14 protein-coding genes are annotated in these 15,062 nt (G+C 67.8%); 4 read left to right on the top strand and 10 right to left on the bottom strand.

Going from position 1 to position 15,062, the window contains the following annotated elements; translation table 11 throughout:
• Window positions 1–26: 26 nt before the first annotated feature.
• The 3 genes from K3551_RS01390 to K3551_RS01380 are packed head-to-tail and all read right to left on the bottom strand — an operon-like array spanning window position 27 to window position 2,093.
• A complete protein-coding gene (locus K3551_RS01390; RefSeq protein ID WP_259917072.1) occupies window positions 27–1,004 on the bottom strand; it encodes a P1 family peptidase in 978 nt (325 codons plus the stop codon).
• A complete protein-coding gene (locus K3551_RS01385) occupies window positions 1,001–1,315 on the bottom strand; it encodes a hypothetical protein (protein ID WP_259917071.1) in 315 nt (104 codons plus the stop codon). The genes K3551_RS01390 and K3551_RS01385 overlap by 4 nt, the downstream gene beginning before the upstream one ends.
• Before the next feature lie 37 nt (window positions 1,316–1,352).
• Entirely contained in the window at window positions 1,353–2,093 is a 741-nt protein-coding gene (locus tag K3551_RS01380) for an SDR family oxidoreductase (protein WP_259917069.1), read from the bottom strand.
• A 119-nt stretch (window positions 2,094–2,212) separates the two neighbouring features.
• On the opposite strand from K3551_RS01380, the gene K3551_RS01375 reads away from it, so the two are divergent.
• The gene (locus K3551_RS01375) at window positions 2,213–2,578 is read left to right on the top strand and encodes a nuclear transport factor 2 family protein (protein WP_259917068.1); all 366 of its coding nucleotides are present in this window, start codon (window positions 2,213–2,215) and stop codon (window positions 2,576–2,578) included.
• 24 nt (window positions 2,579–2,602) lie between these two features.
• Here K3551_RS01375 and K3551_RS01370 read toward each other — a convergent pair whose 3' ends face one another.
• The 4 genes from K3551_RS01370 to K3551_RS01355 form a co-directional block, all read right to left on the bottom strand.
• Window positions 2,603–4,042, bottom strand: coding sequence for an aldehyde dehydrogenase family protein (locus K3551_RS01370; RefSeq protein ID WP_259917067.1), 1,440 nt, complete (start codon window positions 4,040–4,042; stop codon window positions 2,603–2,605).
• Window positions 4,043–4,165: 123 nt separating this feature from the next.
• On the bottom strand, window positions 4,166–5,734 hold the full coding sequence (locus K3551_RS01365; RefSeq protein WP_259917066.1) for a dipeptide ABC transporter ATP-binding protein: 1,569 nt from the start codon (window positions 5,732–5,734) through the stop codon (window positions 4,166–4,168).
• Window positions 5,731–6,546: an ABC transporter permease gene (locus tag K3551_RS01360; protein ID WP_259917065.1), complete on the bottom strand. Its 816-nt coding sequence runs from the start codon at window positions 6,544–6,546 to the stop codon at window positions 5,731–5,733. Before K3551_RS01360 ends, K3551_RS01365 begins: the two co-directional genes overlap by 4 nt.
• Window positions 6,543–7,481 carry an ABC transporter permease gene (locus K3551_RS01355; RefSeq protein WP_259917064.1) on the bottom strand — a complete coding sequence of 313 codons (939 nt, stop codon included), beginning with the start codon at window positions 7,479–7,481 and terminating at the stop codon, window positions 6,543–6,545. The genes K3551_RS01360 and K3551_RS01355 overlap by 4 nt, the downstream gene beginning before the upstream one ends.
• A gap of 100 nt (window positions 7,482–7,581) precedes the next feature.
• Between K3551_RS01355 and K3551_RS01350 the strand changes: the two genes are divergently transcribed.
• Both K3551_RS01350 and K3551_RS01345 read left to right on the top strand, forming a co-directional pair.
• Window positions 7,582–8,019, top strand: coding sequence for a pyridoxamine 5'-phosphate oxidase family protein (locus K3551_RS01350; protein ID WP_259917062.1), 438 nt, complete (start codon window positions 7,582–7,584; stop codon window positions 8,017–8,019).
• A gap of 165 nt (window positions 8,020–8,184) precedes the next feature.
• Window positions 8,185–10,332, top strand: coding sequence for an esterase-like activity of phytase family protein (locus tag K3551_RS01345; RefSeq protein ID WP_259917060.1), 2,148 nt, complete (start codon window positions 8,185–8,187; stop codon window positions 10,330–10,332).
• Window positions 10,333–10,442: 110 nt separating this feature from the next.
• Here the strand turns inward: K3551_RS01345 and K3551_RS01340 are convergent, their stop codons facing one another.
• Window positions 10,443–11,357: a LysR substrate-binding domain-containing protein gene (locus K3551_RS01340; RefSeq protein ID WP_259917057.1), complete on the bottom strand. Its 915-nt coding sequence runs from the start codon at window positions 11,355–11,357 to the stop codon at window positions 10,443–10,445.
• 131 nt (window positions 11,358–11,488) lie between these two features.
• Here K3551_RS01340 and K3551_RS01335 point away from each other — a divergent pair, with 131 nt between their 5' ends.
• On the top strand, window positions 11,489–11,995 hold the full coding sequence (locus K3551_RS01335; RefSeq protein WP_259917053.1) for a nuclear transport factor 2 family protein: 507 nt from the start codon (window positions 11,489–11,491) through the stop codon (window positions 11,993–11,995).
• Here K3551_RS01335 and K3551_RS01330 read toward each other — a convergent pair.
• Together K3551_RS01330 and K3551_RS01325 are read right to left on the bottom strand one after the other, a co-directional pair.
• Window positions 11,992–12,483 carry a hypothetical protein gene (locus K3551_RS01330; protein ID WP_259917051.1) on the bottom strand — a complete coding sequence of 164 codons (492 nt, stop codon included), beginning with the start codon at window positions 12,481–12,483 and terminating at the stop codon, window positions 11,992–11,994. The genes K3551_RS01335 and K3551_RS01330 overlap by 4 nt on opposite strands.
• Before the next feature lie 52 nt (window positions 12,484–12,535).
• Entirely contained in the window at window positions 12,536–15,061 is a 2,526-nt protein-coding gene (locus K3551_RS01325; protein ID WP_259917048.1) for an ABC transporter permease, read from the bottom strand.
• Window position 15,062 lies beyond the last annotated feature (1 nt).

Here is a 15,062-nt window from a genome sequence, read left to right as displayed (position 1 = left end):
CCTCACGGATCCGTGAGGTGGGCGCGTTATTCGTAACGTTCCGACCAGGCGGGCAGGGCCCCACCGGGACTGGCCGCCCGGACACCGCGTGCGATGGCGCGTGCCAGGCAGGCGCTGGCGGCATGGCCCAGGCGCAGCGAATCCCAGATCGGGTCCGGCAGAGCGCGCGCACCGGTTGCGGCGGCAAAGACCAGATCGCCGTCCATCGGGGTGTGGCTTGGCTGAATGGCGCGGGCCATGCCATCGTGCGCGGCGGTCGCCAGTCTTGTTGCCTGCGCCTGGGTCAGGCGCGCGTCCGTGGCGACGATGGCGATCGTCGTGGCCTCGCGCGGGCCCGCGGTGCCAAACGGTTCCCATGCGGGGGACATCGCGCCCGCCGCCCCGCCGCCGAACTCGGCACCCATCTCCCAGGGGGCGGCAAAGAACCGCCCCTCGTCGTCGCTGACCCGTCCCAGGGCGTTCACCGCCACCAGCGCGCCCACGGTCACCCCGCATTCCAGCACGCAGGACGCAGAGCCGATGCCCCCGCGCAGGTCCATCACCGTGGCCCCGAATCCTGCGCCAACGCTTCCGAGCGGGAAATCTGTCGCCGCCGCGGCCAGCGCGGCCCGCCCAAGGGGCGCATAGGGGTTCCGGTCCCAGGTCTTGTCGCCGCCATTGCGCAGGTCGAACAGGATCGCGGCGGGCACGATCGGCACGCGTTGATCCCCGACCGGAAACCCACGCCCCATGGCGCGCAGCCCGTCCGCCACGCCCGACGCCGCGTCGAGGCCAAAGGCCGATCCGCCCGACAGGACCAGGGCGTCCACCTCCTGCACCGTCTTGTCGGGGGCCAGCAAATCCGTTTCCCGCGTGCCGGGGGCCCCGCCCATGACATGCACGCCCGCCACAAAGGGCGTGTCGCCCAGCAGAACCGTTGCGCCAGAGGCCAGCCGCGCATCCTGCGCATGGCCCACCCGCAGCCCGGCGATATCGGTGATCAGATTGCGTGGACCGATCTTCATGCGCGCGTCACCTCTCCGACGTGGCGACCCAGCGATTGCAGCCGGTCATCCGCCGTGAATTGGCCGGTGATCAGGGCACCGGGCAGAACCAGGACAACGGCTTGCGTCCCCGCCTGTTGCGCGATCACGCTGGCCGTTTCGCCGTCGAAATAGCCGCGCAGGCGGGGGCCATGGGGCGGCAGGATCACCTCCAGGTGGTCCAGGTCCGGCGACAGGCCATCGCGCTGCGCCGCGTCGAGCAGGTGGGCAAAGGCCAGCTGCTGCGACGCGAATGTCCCCGTCAGAACATGGATGTCGGCCGACAACCTCATGGCGGGGACGATCCGGGTCCGATGGGTGCGCGGCCGCTCATATGCACCGCCCCCCGTCCACTTCCAGCCCGACACCGGTGATCATCGAAGCCTCGTCGGAACACAGGAACGCGGCCGCAGCCCCCATGTCACCGGGGGTGGAAAAGCGCCCGATCGGGATCGTCGACAGGAACTTGGCGCGCATCTCGGGGGTGTCCTCGCCCATGAAACTGGCCAGCAGGGGCGTGTCCCCGGCGACCGGGTTCAGGCAGTTCACGCGCACCCCCTCGGGGGCCAGTTCCACCGCCATCGCTTTGGTCGCGGTGATCATCCAGCCCTTTGACGCGTTGTACCAGTTCAACCGGGGCCGGGGCGACACGCCCGCCGTGGAGGCCACGTTCAGGATCGCCCCCGCGCGCGCCGCTTTCATCACCGGCACCACGTGGCGGGCGGAATGGAAGACCGACTTGGCGTTGACCGACAGGACGCGGTCGAATTCCTCTTCGGTGACCTCTTCCATCGGTTTGGGCAAATGGGTGATGCCCGCGTTGTTCACCAGGATGTCGATGTGGCCCCATTCGTCCAGCGCCTGGGCGACAAGGCCTCGCCAATCGGCATCCTGCGAGACGTCCATCGCGGCCCAGCTGCCGCGCAGGCCTTCGGACACTTCGCGCGCGCCGGCACCGTTCAGATCGGCGACCAGCACCTTGGCCCCTTCGCGCGCAAATGTTTCAACGATGCCGCGCCCAAACCCCGAGGCACCGCCGGTGACGATAGCCGTTTTTCCCTGCAGTCTCATGAGACCCTCCCTGATCCCCCGAAGGAGCGGGACAGAGCGCCGAAGGTCAATCCCTGAGTGCCTGCCGAAGGACGTGCGAACCGTGCTAGCCTGCCGCTTTCACCCAGGAGAATCGACCAATGACCTTTCTAGACCTCGCAAACGAACTGGTCGCCGGATGCCGCGATGGCCGGGAAAAGGAAAACCTGTCCAGGCTCTATGCCGCCGATGCCGTCAGCGTCGAAGCCATGGACATGGGCAATGGTCGTGAAACCGTCGGGATCGACGGAATCCGGGGCAAGCATGACTGGTTTGATGCCGCCTTTGAGGTGCTGGAAAGTACCATCTCTGACCCGATGCCGCACGGCGAGGATCGGTTCGGCGTCATCTTCGAGGTGAAGACCCGGAATCGCGAAACCGGGGCCGTGGACGAGATGAAGGAAATCGCCGTCTACCACGTGGCAGACGGCAAGATCGTGCGGGAAGAGTTCTTTTACGGCGCCTGACGGCCGCTGGGCGGGGGCCGCAGGCTATCCATGCAGCGCGGCCACCGTCTTCAGCTGGCTGAACCCATACAGCGCCTCGAACCCTTTTTCGCGTCCGTGCCCGGATTTGCCGATTCCACCGAACGGCAGTTCCACACCGCCGCCCGCACCGTAATTGTTGATGAAAACCTGCCCCGCACGCAGGTCGCGCGCCAACCTCATCTGACGGGCGCCGTCGCGGGTCCAGACCCCGGCGACAAGGCCGTAATCGGTGCCGTTCGCGATCTGCACCGCCTCCTCTTCGGAGGCGAAGGGGATCACGATCTGGACGGGACCGAAGATTTCGGACTGCGCCAGGGGGTGATCGGGGGGGCCGCCAGTCAGCAGGGTGGGTGCCACGAAATGGCCCGATCCGCTGGCGTCCGGTACGACCGTGCCCTGCGCCGCGATCGTGAGCCCGGAGGCTTGCGCCAGAAAGCCCTCGACGATTTCCTTTTGCCGGGCCGAGATCAAGGGGCCCACATCCAGATCGTCCAGGGCCGGGCCGACGCGCAGCGCGCGGTAACGGTCGGCCATGCGGGCCACGACCGTGTCATGCACCGCCTCGTGCACCAGGATGCGCGACGCGGCAGAACAGGTCTGACCGGCGTTCTGAATGCCTGCGTTGACCAGAAAGGGCAGGGCCGCATCCAGATCCGCGTCGTCGAACACCAGTTGCGGGGACTTGCCGCCCAGCTCCAGCGTGACGGGGATGACGTTCGACCCCGCCGCCTGCTGCACCTTGGCCCCGGTCGCGACCGATCCGGTAAAGCTGATGTGGTGGATGCCGGGGTGCGCCGACAGGGCTGCGCCTGCCTCCTCTCCCAGACCGGGCACGACGTTGAGCGCGCCGGGCGGCAGCCCCGCCTCCTGCGCCAGGCGGGCGAAGGCCAGCGCGGTCAGGCAGGCCTCCTCTGCGGGTTTCAGAACGCAGGCGTTGCCCATGGCCAGCGCCGCCCCGACGGACCGTCCGATGATCTGCATCGGATAGTTCCAGGGCACGATGTGACCCGTGACGCCGTGGGGCTGGCGCAGGGTGTAGACGGTATAGCCATCCAGGTAGGGGATCGTCTGGCCGTGCACCTTGTCGGCGGCACCGCCGTAGAATTCCAGATAACGGGCCAGGGCCAGCGCATCGGCCCGCGCCTGTTTCAAAGGTTTGCCGACGTCGCGGGCCTCTAGCGTGGCCAGATCGTCCACGCGGGTCAGGACCAGACGGCCCAGTTCGGCCAGAAGGCGACCGCGCTCGGCGGCGGGCATGCGCCCCCAGGGGCCGTTCAACGCCGCGTGGGCGGCGGCCACGGCGGCGTCGATGTCGCCCGACTGCCCGCGCGGGATGGCACCGATGCTGTCGCCGGTCGAGGGGTCCTCCAGGGTAAGCATTTCAGCCGCGCGGACCCATTGGCCGCCGATCAGCATCTCGTCCGTGTTGAACCAGTCCGTCATGATGTCCCCTCCGCTATCATCCTTTGGTGGCATGGGCAGACCTGCCACGCCAGAGCGGCGATGGTCGTGGGCGTGGTGCGGTCGGATGCATATTTGGGAAACAAGGAAGCAGGGGCGTTAACCTTAACGAAAGGTTGCCGCCTGTGGTGCCGGGGCAAGCCAGCCATCGGGAATCGTGGGCGCGGCGGCGATCAGCTCGGCGGTGTAGGGCGCGCGCGGGGTCCGCCAGACGCGGTCGACCGGGCCGTCCTCGACGATGCGGCCGGCGCGCATGACCAGGACGCGATCGCAGATTGCGCGCACCACCGTCAGGTCGTGGCTGATGAACAGGTAGGCAAGGCCCAGGCGCGATTGAAGATCTTCGAGCAGGGCCAACACCGTCGCGCGGACGCGGACATCAAGCGCGGAGACGGCCTCGTCAAGGACCAGCACCTCGGGCTCGGTGATCAGGGCGCGGGCGATGGCGATGCGTTGCCGCTGACCGCCGGAGAATTCGTGCGGGTATTTGGCCAGGTCGGCGGCAGTCAGGCCGACCTGTTCCAGGGCCTGTGTCGCCCGCGCCTTGGCGTCGCTGGGGCGACCGGTCAGGTGGAACGGCTCGGTGACGATACGGCCCACGGTCCAGCGCGGATTGAAGCTGCCGTAGGGGTCCTGGAAGACGACGGACAGTTTGGCGCGCTGGGCGCGGGTCATCGCGGTGCCGCCGGGGGCCCCCTGAAAGGTGATCGTCCCGCCCTGGATCGGGTCCAACCCCAGCAGCGCGCGGGTCAGCGTGGACTTGCCGCAGCCCGACGTCCCCACGAGGCCCAGGCTCTCGCCCCGGTGCAGGGTCAGGTCGACCGCATCCACGGCCGTCATCTGGCCGTATCGCCGCGTGACCTGGCGGGCCGTCAGGACCGGTGCGCCGAAATTGGTGCGCGGGTCCCGGGGCACCGGGCGGGACGCCTGCAGCAGGTCGCCTGTGTAGGGGTGGGTGTGGCTGCGAAACAGGGTCTCGGTGGTGCCCTGCTCGACGATCTGCCCCTTGCGCATGACTGCGACGTGATCCGCCGTGCGCGCCACCACGCCAAGGTCGTGGGTGATCAGCAAAAGGGCCATTCCCTCCTGGGTTACCAATTCGCGCAGCAGGTCGAGAATGCCCGCCTGGGTCGTGACATCCAGCGCCGTCGTCGGTTCATCCGCGATCAGCAGGCGCGGGCGGCGGGCGATGGCCATGGCGATGCAGACGCGCTGGCGCTGCCCGCCCGACAATTCGTGCGGGTAGCGATCCAGAGCGATCCCGTCGAGGCCCACGCGATCGAGACGGTCGCGCGCCGTGGCCCGCGCCTCGGCCCGTGGCGTGCCCGTCAGGCGCAGCGTCTCGGAGACCTGTGCCCCGATCGTCTGCACCGGGTTGAGGGCGGTCATCGGCTCCTGGAAGATCATCGCGATGTCCGTGCCGCGCAGTTTGAGCCAGTCGCGTTCGCGCAGGGTCAAAAGGTTCTGGCCCTCAAGATCCGCGAGGCCCGTCGCCTTGCTGCCGCGCGGCAGCAGGCCCATCAACGCCAGTGCCGTCAGCGACTTGCCCGACCCGCTTTCGCCGACCAGGGCGGTCACCTGACCCTGCGGGATCGACAGCGACACGTCGCGCAGGATCGGCGTGCCGTGGATCGTCAGCGACAGATCGGTCAGCGTCAGAAGAGGATGCGTCACGCGCGGACCCGCCGCAACCGGGGGTCGAGCGCATCGCGCAGCCCGTCGCCCAGCAGGTTCAGCCCCAGCACCAGCGCCACAATGGCAAGGCCCGGCAGGATGGCCAGCTGCGGTTCCGTGTAGATCATGGTTTGCGCCTCGGACAGCATGCGGCCCCAGCTGGCGGTTGGCGGCTGCGCGCCCAGGCCCACGTAGGACAGGGCCGCTTCGGCCAGGATGCCGAGCGAGAATTGAATCGTTGCCTGCACGATCAGCAGGTTCGCGATGTTGGGCAGGATGTGCTGCGCAGAGATCAGGGCCCGGCCCTTGCCTGCCACCCGCGCTGCCATGACGTAGTCCAGCGTCCAGAGCGGCAGGGCACCACCGCGCGCGACGCGGGCAAAGACCGGAATGTTGAAGATGCCGATGGCCAGGATCGCGTTCACTGCCGAGGGACCGAAGACCGCCGTGATCAGGATCGCGATGACCAACGACGGAAAGGCAAAGATCAGGTCGTTGCCGCGCATGATGACCTCGTCCAGCCAGGACCCACGCAGGGCGGCGGCGGCCAGGCCCAGCGGCACGCCAAGGCCCAGGCCAATGCCGACCGCAATCAGCGCGACCGCGATAGAGGTGCGCGCGCCTTCCATCAGCATCGACAGCAGGTCCCGCCCATATTGGTCGGTGCCGAAAGGATGCGCCAGCGATGGCCCCATCAACCGGGCAGAGATGTCGAGCCGCGTGATGTCGTGCGGCACCCAGATCAGCGAAAGCAATGCTGCGGCACCAAAGATCGCGGTCAATGCCGCGCCGATGACCATGGCCGCCTTCATCGCCGGAGCCTCGGGTCGGCGAGGGTATAGGCCAGCTCTACCAGGAAGGTGACGCAGATCACCGCGAAGACGAGCAGCATGGTCACCGATTGCACCACAATCAGGTCGCGCTGGGTGATACCCTGAAAGATGAGGCGACCCAGACCCGGCAGGAAAAAGACATTCTCGATGATGATGGCCCCCGCCAGCAGGAAAGAGAATTGCAGCCCGAGGATCGTCAGCGCCGGGATGGCGGCGTTGCGCAGGGCGTGGCGGATGATCGTGGCGCGGCGCGACAGGCCCTTGGCGCGGGCGGTGCGGATGTAATCCTGATCCAACGTGTCCAGCAGCGCGGAACGCAGCACCCGCGCCAGGATCGAGGCCTGCGGCAGCGCCAGCGCGATGGCGGGCAGGGTCAGCGCCTTGAGGGCGGCACCGGGATCGGACCAACCGGGAAAGCCCCCGGCCGACACCCAGCGCAGTTTGACCGCGAAGAGAAACACGAGCAGCATGGCGAACCAGAAATTCGGCACCGCGATGCCCAGTTGCGTGGCCCCCATGACGCCCCAGTCTGCGGGCCCGCCCCGCTGCGCCGCCGCCAACAGGCCCACGGGAACGGCGATCACAAGGGTCAGCACCAGCGCATAAAGCGCAAGCGGCGCCGAGACGCCAATGCGGTCGGCCACCAAGTCGGACACGGGAACGCGGTAGGTATAGCTTTGCCCGAAATCACCGGTCAGCATGCCGCCGACCCAGGTTCCGTACCGCTCGATCAGCGTGCCTTCCAGCCCCAGGTCCGCGCGCAGGGCGGCGATGGTGTCGGGCTGTGCGTTCAGGCCCAGCATGAAGGCTGCCGGATCGCCGGGCACTGCCTGCAGCATCACGAAGATCACCACGCTCGCCACAAGTAGCGAGAGCGTCAGGGAAACAGCCCGAGAGAGAAGGGTGCGCAGCATCGCTCGCGACGCTAGCCGCTCCGCCGGGCGGAGGGAAGACAGGGAACTGCCCGTGCCCGGCGCGGGTTTGTCCCGGACCCTGCAACCGGAGATCCCTGGAATGACAACGCAAATGGAAACGGTGGCCAAGCTGATGGCCGATCTCGACCTCTGCACGTTGGTCACGCGCAAGGGCGACGCGCTGGCGGGTCGCCCGATGAGCACGAATGGCCAGGTCGACTACGATGGCGACAGCTATTTCTTCACCTGGGCCGACGCTGGAATGACCGGCGACATTTCCGCCGACCCGCGTGTGGCGCTGACGTTTCAGCGGGCCCCCGGCCTCGTCAACGGGCCGCCGCTGTTCATCCATGTCCAGGGTCGCGCACGGGTTCAGCGCGACAAGACCGCCTTTGCCGCGCATTGGTCCGAGGAATTGGCGCGTTGGTTCAAGCAAGGCGTCGATACGCCGGGTCTGGTCATGTTGCACGTGCAGGCAACCCGGATCGCCTATTGGAACGGTGAGGAAGAAGCGGATTTCGCCGTGCCAGGCACCTGACCCCAAGAGGGGCCAAGTCAGTCGTCGAAGTTGACCGGGGTGTTCCAGGCGATCTGGCGTGGTCGTGTCCCGGCTGGCGGCGTCATGGAACCATCATGAAACTGTCGTGGAGCGGTCACCCGGTGCGCATCTACGGCGCGACGAACGTCAGATCCGGGGAATACCATGTTTCGTCACTTGTTGCTGGGCGTCAGCCTGTTCGCGCTCTCTACCGCTGCTCACGCCGAAGGCTTCAACCGCATCGCCAGCTTTCCCGTGACCGCGAACCTGCCCGCAGGTATGGACCTTGCGACCGAAACCGCGCCTGAGATCATTGCGGCGGCCGGCAACACGCTGGTCTACACCGACAGCCCGCTGGAGGCGTTGGGCTTCATCGACATCACCGACCCCGCTGCACCCGCACCGCTGGGCGTTCTGATGCTGGACGGGGAACCCACTTCGGTCGGGGTTGCGGGCTCCGTCGCGCTGGCCGGTGTGAATACCTCCGAAAGCTATGTCGCGCCGTCCGGCCATCTGATCGCGGTGGATGTCGCGACGCAGGGGGAATTGGCGCGCTGCGATTTGCCGGGCCAGCCCGACAGCATCGCCATCGCGCCCGACGCCAGCTTTGTCGCGGTCGCCATCGAGAATGAGCGGGACGAAGACCTCAACGACGGGATCCTTCCGCAAGCGCCCGCCGGGTCGGTGGTTCTGTTCGATCTGGACGCCGATGGCCTGCCCGCCTGTGACAGCGCGATCATCGCCGACGTGACCGGCCTGGCCCAGGTCGCGCCCAGCGACCCGGAGCCGGAATACGTCTCGATCAATGCCCTGGGCGAGACGGTCGTGACGCTGCAGGAAAACAACCACCTGATCGTGCTGGGCCGCGATGGCGCGGTGCTCAGCCACTTTTCCGCCGGGGCGGTCGATCTTGTCGGGATCGACGCCACGGACGAGCGGGGCGCGTTGATCTTTACCGAGGCGCAGGACGGTCGCAAACGCGAACCCGATGCCGTGACCTGGATCGACGCCGACCATTTCGCCACCGCGAACGAAGGCGACTACGAAGGCGGCTCGCGCGGCTGGACCATCTTCCACAAGAACGGCACGGTTGTCTGGGACAGCGGCGTTTCGCTGGAACAGGCCATCGTGCAGATCGGCCATTACCCGGACAAGCGGTCCGACGCCAAGGGCGTGGAACCGGAGAGCGTCGCCTTTGCCACCGTGAATGGCACCCCGATGGTGTTCGTCGGGGCGGAGCGGGCCTCGGTCGTGGGTGTCTATGACGTCACCGACCCGACCGCGCCGGTGCTGACCCAACTGCTGCCCTCGGGCGTGGGGCCGGAGGGCTATGCCGTCATGGCCGACCGCGGCCTGCTGGTCACCGCCAACGAAGGCGACCTGATCGAAGACGGCGGGGCGCGGGCCCATGTCATGATCTATCAGATGCAGGACGGCCCCGTGGCCTATCCGCATCTTACCTCCGAAGGGATGGAGACGCTGACCGGTTGGGGCGCGCTGTCGGGCATGGTGGCCCAGGACGGGATGCTCTACGCGGTATCCGACAGCTTTTACGGCTACCAGCCGCGCATCTTCACCATTGACCCCAGCCAGACCCCGGCCCGGATCGTGGCTGCGACCGACGTGACCCGTGCAGGCCGTCCGGCGCAAAAGATCGACCTGGAGGGGATCGCGACCGACGGGCAGGGTGGCTTCTGGCTGGCCTCCGAAGGTCGGACCGACCGGTTGATCCCGCACGCCCTGCTCCATGTCGGCGCAGACGGAGAGATCGAGGAAGAGATCGCCTTGCCCGCCGCGCTTCTGTCGGTGGAAAAGCGGTTCGGCATGGAAGGCGTGACCCGCGTCGGAGATACCCTGTGGATCGCGATCCAGCGCGAATGGCAGGACGATCCCAAGGGTCTGGTCAAGCTGGTCAGCTACAATCTCCTGACGGAGGAATGGGGCGCGGTTCACTACCCGACCGAACCCGCCGAAACCGGCTGGGTCGGCCTGAGCGAGATCGTCGCCCACGACGGCTTTCTCTACCTGATCGAGCGGGACAACCAGATCGGTGCCGCCGCCCGCGTCAAACAGATCACCCGCGTAGCCCTGGACGGGTTGACGCCTGCACCCCTGGGCGGGGCCCTGCCGGTGGTCGAAAAACAGGTCGTGCGTGATCTGATGGCCGATCTGACGGCGACCGGCGGCTACGTTCTCGACAAGGTCGAGGGGCTGGCTATCACCCCCGAGGGCCGCGCCTTTGTCGTCACCGACAATGACGGCGTCGACGACCATTCCGGCGAGACGATGTTCTTCGAGATCCCGCTTAACTGAATTTCAGCACCAAGACCTTTTCATTAAGGCATATCATCCCCCCTCGGCCCGGCAGAAGTCCCCCTCTGCCGGGCCTTTTTTTCGTGAGGCATGGCGGCCTGAAGCCCGCCCTACGGGGGCGGGGCCGCGGTCGTGCCCGACAGGTCCGCACAGATCCCCCGAAGCCAGGCAAGGAACCGGGCCACCTGCGGCGACATCGGCCCGGTGGGGACCAGCGCGGAATAGACGGCGGAGATGCCGGGCACCTCGCAAAGTTTCGTAAGCCGGCCATCGGCAAGATGGCGGGCCACGATCACCTCCGGCCCGGAGCCGAGGCCATAGCCCAAAAGCTGCGCGTCCAGGTCAAACCGCAGGTTGCCGGGATTGACGCGGGTGACGTGGTCGGGATCGCAGCCCAGCGCCCGCAGGATTGCGTCAAAGGCGCCGGGGCCAAGCGAGGTGTCCGCAATCCACGGCAGCGCCTGAAGATCCGGCACCGCCCCGGACAGCAGCCTGGGCGCAGCGCTGACGATCATCGGCGTTCGCACCAGCGGAATCTGGCGCAGACCGGGCCAGGCATCGTCTGGTCCACCGCCCCGGATCACGATGTCATGGGTGTCGAAATCGACCTTTGCCTGATTGCCGTCGGGGGTGAAAGAAACCTGACAGCCGGGGTGCATGCGCCAGAAGTCGGCCATTCTGGGCAGGATGACGGCATTTCCGAAATGCTCGGTTGTCGACACCCGCACGCCTTGTTCCGCCGCGCTGCGCTGGGTCGTGGCGAAGCCGCGTGCGATCAGGGCAAAGGCCTCGGACAGGGGGGTGGCCAGCTGCTGACCGGCGGCCGTGATGGTCAGGCCGCGTCCCTCGCGCCGGACCAGGGGCGCGCCGACGTCCGCCTCCAGCGCGCGTACCTGCTGGGCGACAGCCGCCGGGGTGACGTTGAGAGAGCGGGCCGCAGCAGAGAACCCGCCGAGGCGCGCGGTCGCTTCGAACGCGCGGAGTGCGCTGAGCGGTGGAAGGGCGGTCCAGTCCGGGTGACTCATTATTAGCTGACCTAATAGAACGGGAACAATTCCTGAGACGCGATATGCAGACGAAGTTGGTATTATCACACTGTGAAAGGCCTGCCGCGCCCTCTCACGTAATAGCCATACCACAAGGACAGGATATCACCATGCCTACCAGGTTTCCACATGTCGCCTCGACCGCGCTTCTCGCGCTTTGCCTTGTTGGCCCCGCCGCTTTCGCAGGGTCGCCGGTGCCTCAGGTTGCGGCGGCCCATCGCGCCTATGCAGATGCCATCGCCGCGACCGACTTGCCTGCCTTTCTTGCGGCGGTGACCGATGATGTCGTCCTGACCGGCCCCGGCACCACCTTGACCGGCAAGTCCGAAGTCGCGGTCTGGGCGGCGGAGGTGTTTGCGACGATCGATGCCCGATGGCAGAAAACCCCACTGGAAACAGTCGTCGCGGCACCCTGGGCCTTTGAACGCTATGCCTACCGGGTCGAAATGACCCCGGTCACCGGGGGCGTGTCCGCGACGGAAACGGGCCACGGCGTGAACATCTATCGATTGGGCGCGGATGGTGGCTGGCGCGTTGCACGCGATATATGGACGGCAGGGCCGCCCGCCCGCGCCGCGTTTCGACCCAGCTGCGCCGAGGGGCTGGCACCCTGCTAGGTGGTTTTGCCCAGACTCTCGATGAACGCGGTTTGTTGGGCCGTGTCGGGGATACGCAGGCCGCGCGCCTCCGACACGGTGCGAATGGCGTCCTGCGGCGTCTCGCCCAGGCGGATCAGCGTGCCGCACACCGCCATGCCCGAACGCCCGATCCCGGCGCGGCAATGGATCAGCAGACCCTCGCCCGCGTGGATTCGGGCGGCCAGACCGTCCAGCAGGCGGTCGAAACGCGCGCGGTCCGGCAGCCCGTGATCGACGATGGGGTGCGACAGAAAGGTGAGGCCGGCCTTGGCAGCGGCATCCGGTTCGGCCATCAGCCCCAGCTCTACTGCTTCGGCGGGTTCCAGCATCGACAGGATCGTGGTGATCCCCTGGCGGCCGTAGCGGTCCATGCTCTCGGACAGACGTTCGCCCCGCGGGCGCGGGCCGATCCAAAGGCGGCCTGGGCCTGGGCCGGGGGCGGGGATTCGATAGGTGAGGGATGTCATCGCAGGCTGCGTAGCATTTGCGAGGGGCGGGCCGCCAGTGGCGACCCGCGCGTCATTCCTGTGATCGCAACACCTGCGCGGGTCGCGCCGCCAGGGGGCGCCAGGCAAAGGCCAGTCCCGCCAGCAGCGTCGCCAAGGCACCGCCTATGACGATTGCCAGGGCCGAGACAGGCTCGAACGCATAGGGGGCGTCCATCACGAAGGTCAGGATACCCCATCCCGCAAGCGCCCCGCCCGCAATCGCCACCACCCCCGCCGCCGCGCCCAGCAGGGCGGAGCGGATGGCAAAGCTGGTCAGGATCGTGCGGCGGGTGGCCCCCAGCGTCTTCAGGACTGATGCCTCGAACACCCGGCCCCGTTCGCCCGCCGCTGCCGCCCCGATCAGCACGACGAAGCCGGTCAGCAGGGTCGCGCCCGCCCCCCAGCTTGTCGCGGCAGCCAGCGCCGACAACGCCTCGGTCACCAGGTCGATGGCGTCGCGCACGCGGATTGCGGTGATGTTGGGGGCGTTTCCGGCCACGTCGCGCAGGATCTGCGCCTCGGCCGATTCCTCGGCGTAGACGGTCGACAGCCAGGTGTGGGGCGCGCCGCGCAGGGCGGCCTCATTAAAGACCAGAACGAACCCGATCCCACCGGAGGAAAAATCGACCTCCCGGAAGGAGGTGACGGTGGCGGTCAGGTCGCGGCCCAGCACGTTCATCACCACGACATCGCCGATCTCCACCCCCAGTTCGTCCGCCTCTTCCTGAGCGAAGGAGACCTGCGGCGTGCCGTCGTAGCCCTCGGGCCACCATTCGCCTGCCGTGATCCGGGTGCCCTTGGGCAGGGCGTCGGCATAGCTGATCCGGCGGTCGCCGCGGGTCACCCAGTGGTCGAATTCCGAGGCGGGTGTGCCGCCCAGCGACCGGACGACGCCGCCCAGCATGGGGGCCGCGTCCACGCGGCTGACGGCGGGATCGTTTTCCACCCGGTCCAGAAAGGCGGGCAATTGGTCGGGCTGGATGTCCACGAAGAAGTAGGAGGGCGCGACCTCTGGCAGGTCGCGGTCGATGGCGGCGCGCATGTTGGCGTCGATCTGGCCCACGGCGGCCAGGACCGTCAGGCCGAGGCCGAGCGACAGCACGACCGCCGTCGCCTCGCCGCCAGGGCCGCCCACGGCGCCAAGCGCCAGTCGGAGCGAGGGACGGCCGCGCACGAAACGGCTGCGGGACAGGCGACGCGACAGCGCGCGCACGCCCCAGGCGGCCAGGATCAGAACCGCCAAGGCGACCAGGATGCCGCCCGCCGAATAAAGCGCCAGCGTCGGGATACCCGACAGCCAGGCCGAGAGTCCCACCAGCAACAATGCCGCGCCCGCCAGCGCCGCGATGTAGCGTTTGCGCGGCAAGCCCCGCATGGGCCCGGACGCATCGCGGAACAGAGAGGCCGCGCGCACCTGTTCGGTACGGGCCAGCGGCCAGAGGGTGAAGATCAACGCGGTGAGCGCGCCATAGACCGCCGCCTCGGCCAGCGGGCCGGGGTGAACGCCCAGGGCCACGGGCACCGGCAGCTGTGCCTCGATAAAGGGACCGGCGGCCAATGGGATGAGTGTGCCCAGGATCAGGCCCAGGACAATCCCCACCGATGCCAGCGCGCCGATCTGCATCAGGTAGGCGGCAAAGATGGTCCGGCCCTCGGCCCCGATGGTCTTGAGCGTGGCGATCACCGCCGTCTTGCGGTCCAGATAGGCCCGCACCGCCGCCGAAACGCCCACGCCGCCGACCGCCAGACCGGCCAATCCCACGAGAACGAGAAAGCTGCCGATCCGATCCACAAAACGCGCCACCTGCGGCGCGGCGTTGCGGCGGTCGCGCCAGCGCACGCCACTCTCGGCAAAGGTTTCGCGGGTATCCGCCTTGAGCGTATCCAGCGCCTCGTCGGGGGTGTCGGGCAGGGTCAGGCGATACTGGCTGTCGAACAGGCTGCCTTCGGCCAGCAGGCCAGAGCCTTCCAGCGCCTCGGTTCGCACCAGCGTCCGGGGACCCAGACCAAAGCCATCCGCCCCGGCGTCGGGTTCGCGCGTCAGTCGGGCGCGGATGGTGAACGGTTTGGCCCCAAGCCAGAGCGTGTCGCCAATGGCCAGCCCCAGCCGGTCGGCCAGAACCGGATGGACGACGATGCCATCGCCCGCCAGTGCCTCGGACAGGGGGATGGCAGGGTCGAGTTCGACCCTGCCCACCAGGGGATAAAGGTCATCCACGGCCTTGACCTGGGTCAGCGCGCGGTCGGCGTCGATCCCGTCTCCGGTCGCGGCCATGGACCGGAAATCAATGATCTCGCTGACCTCGGCGGCGATGCCGTCCAGATAGGCCAGTTCCGCGTCATTGGCGCGGCGGTAGGTGAACTCGACCTCGGCGTCGCCGCCCAGGATGTTGCGTCCCTCCCTCTCCAAGCCCTCGGTGATTGACACACGGACGGAGCCGACGGCGGCAATCGCGGCAACGCCAAGCGCGAGACACGCAAGGAAGATACGAAATCCGGCAAGGCCGCCGCGCAGCTCGCGCCGGGCGATACGAAAGGCGTGGGTAAGCCAGGTCATC

Origin of the sequence: Jannaschia sp. M317 (genome assembly GCF_025141175.1) — a bacterium.
Classification (GTDB): Bacteria; Pseudomonadota; Alphaproteobacteria; order Rhodobacterales; family Rhodobacteraceae; genus Jannaschia.
This window is presented reverse-complemented; position numbering and strand designations above follow the sequence as displayed.

Bases quoted from the DNA above. Each gene is read 5' to 3' on its own strand.
- K3551_RS01380 (WP_259917069.1), bottom strand. From the start codon at position 2,093: ATGAGACTGCAGGGAAAAACGGCTATCGTCACCGGCGGTGCCTCGGGG.
- K3551_RS01360 (WP_259917065.1), bottom strand. From the start codon at position 6,546: ATGAAGGCGGCCATGGTCATCGGCGCGGCATTGACCGCGATCTTTGGT.
- K3551_RS01350 (WP_259917062.1), top strand. From the start codon at position 7,582: ATGACAACGCAAATGGAAACGGTGGCCAAGCTGATGGCCGATCTCGAC.
- K3551_RS01345 (WP_259917060.1), top strand. From the start codon at position 8,185: ATGTTTCGTCACTTGTTGCTGGGCGTCAGCCTGTTCGCGCTCTCTACC.
- K3551_RS01335 (WP_259917053.1), top strand. From the start codon at position 11,489: ATGCCTACCAGGTTTCCACATGTCGCCTCGACCGCGCTTCTCGCGCTT.
- K3551_RS01375 (WP_259917068.1), top strand. From the start codon at position 2,213: ATGACCTTTCTAGACCTCGCAAACGAACTGGTCGCCGGATGCCGCGAT.
- K3551_RS01340 (WP_259917057.1), bottom strand. From the start codon at position 11,357: ATGAGTCACCCGGACTGGACCGCCCTTCCACCGCTCAGCGCACTCCGC.
- K3551_RS01330 (WP_259917051.1), bottom strand. From the start codon at position 12,483: ATGACATCCCTCACCTATCGAATCCCCGCCCCCGGCCCAGGCCCAGGC.
- K3551_RS01390 (WP_259917072.1), bottom strand. From the start codon at position 1,004: ATGAAGATCGGTCCACGCAATCTGATCACCGATATCGCCGGGCTGCGG.
- K3551_RS01385 (WP_259917071.1), bottom strand. From the start codon at position 1,315: ATGAGGTTGTCGGCCGACATCCATGTTCTGACGGGGACATTCGCGTCG.
- K3551_RS01325 (WP_259917048.1), bottom strand. From the start codon at position 15,061: ATGACCTGGCTTACCCACGCCTTTCGTATCGCCCGGCGCGAGCTGCGC.
- K3551_RS01355 (WP_259917064.1), bottom strand. From the start codon at position 7,481: ATGCTGCGCACCCTTCTCTCTCGGGCTGTTTCCCTGACGCTCTCGCTA.
- K3551_RS01370 (WP_259917067.1), bottom strand. From the start codon at position 4,042: ATGACGGACTGGTTCAACACGGACGAGATGCTGATCGGCGGCCAATGG.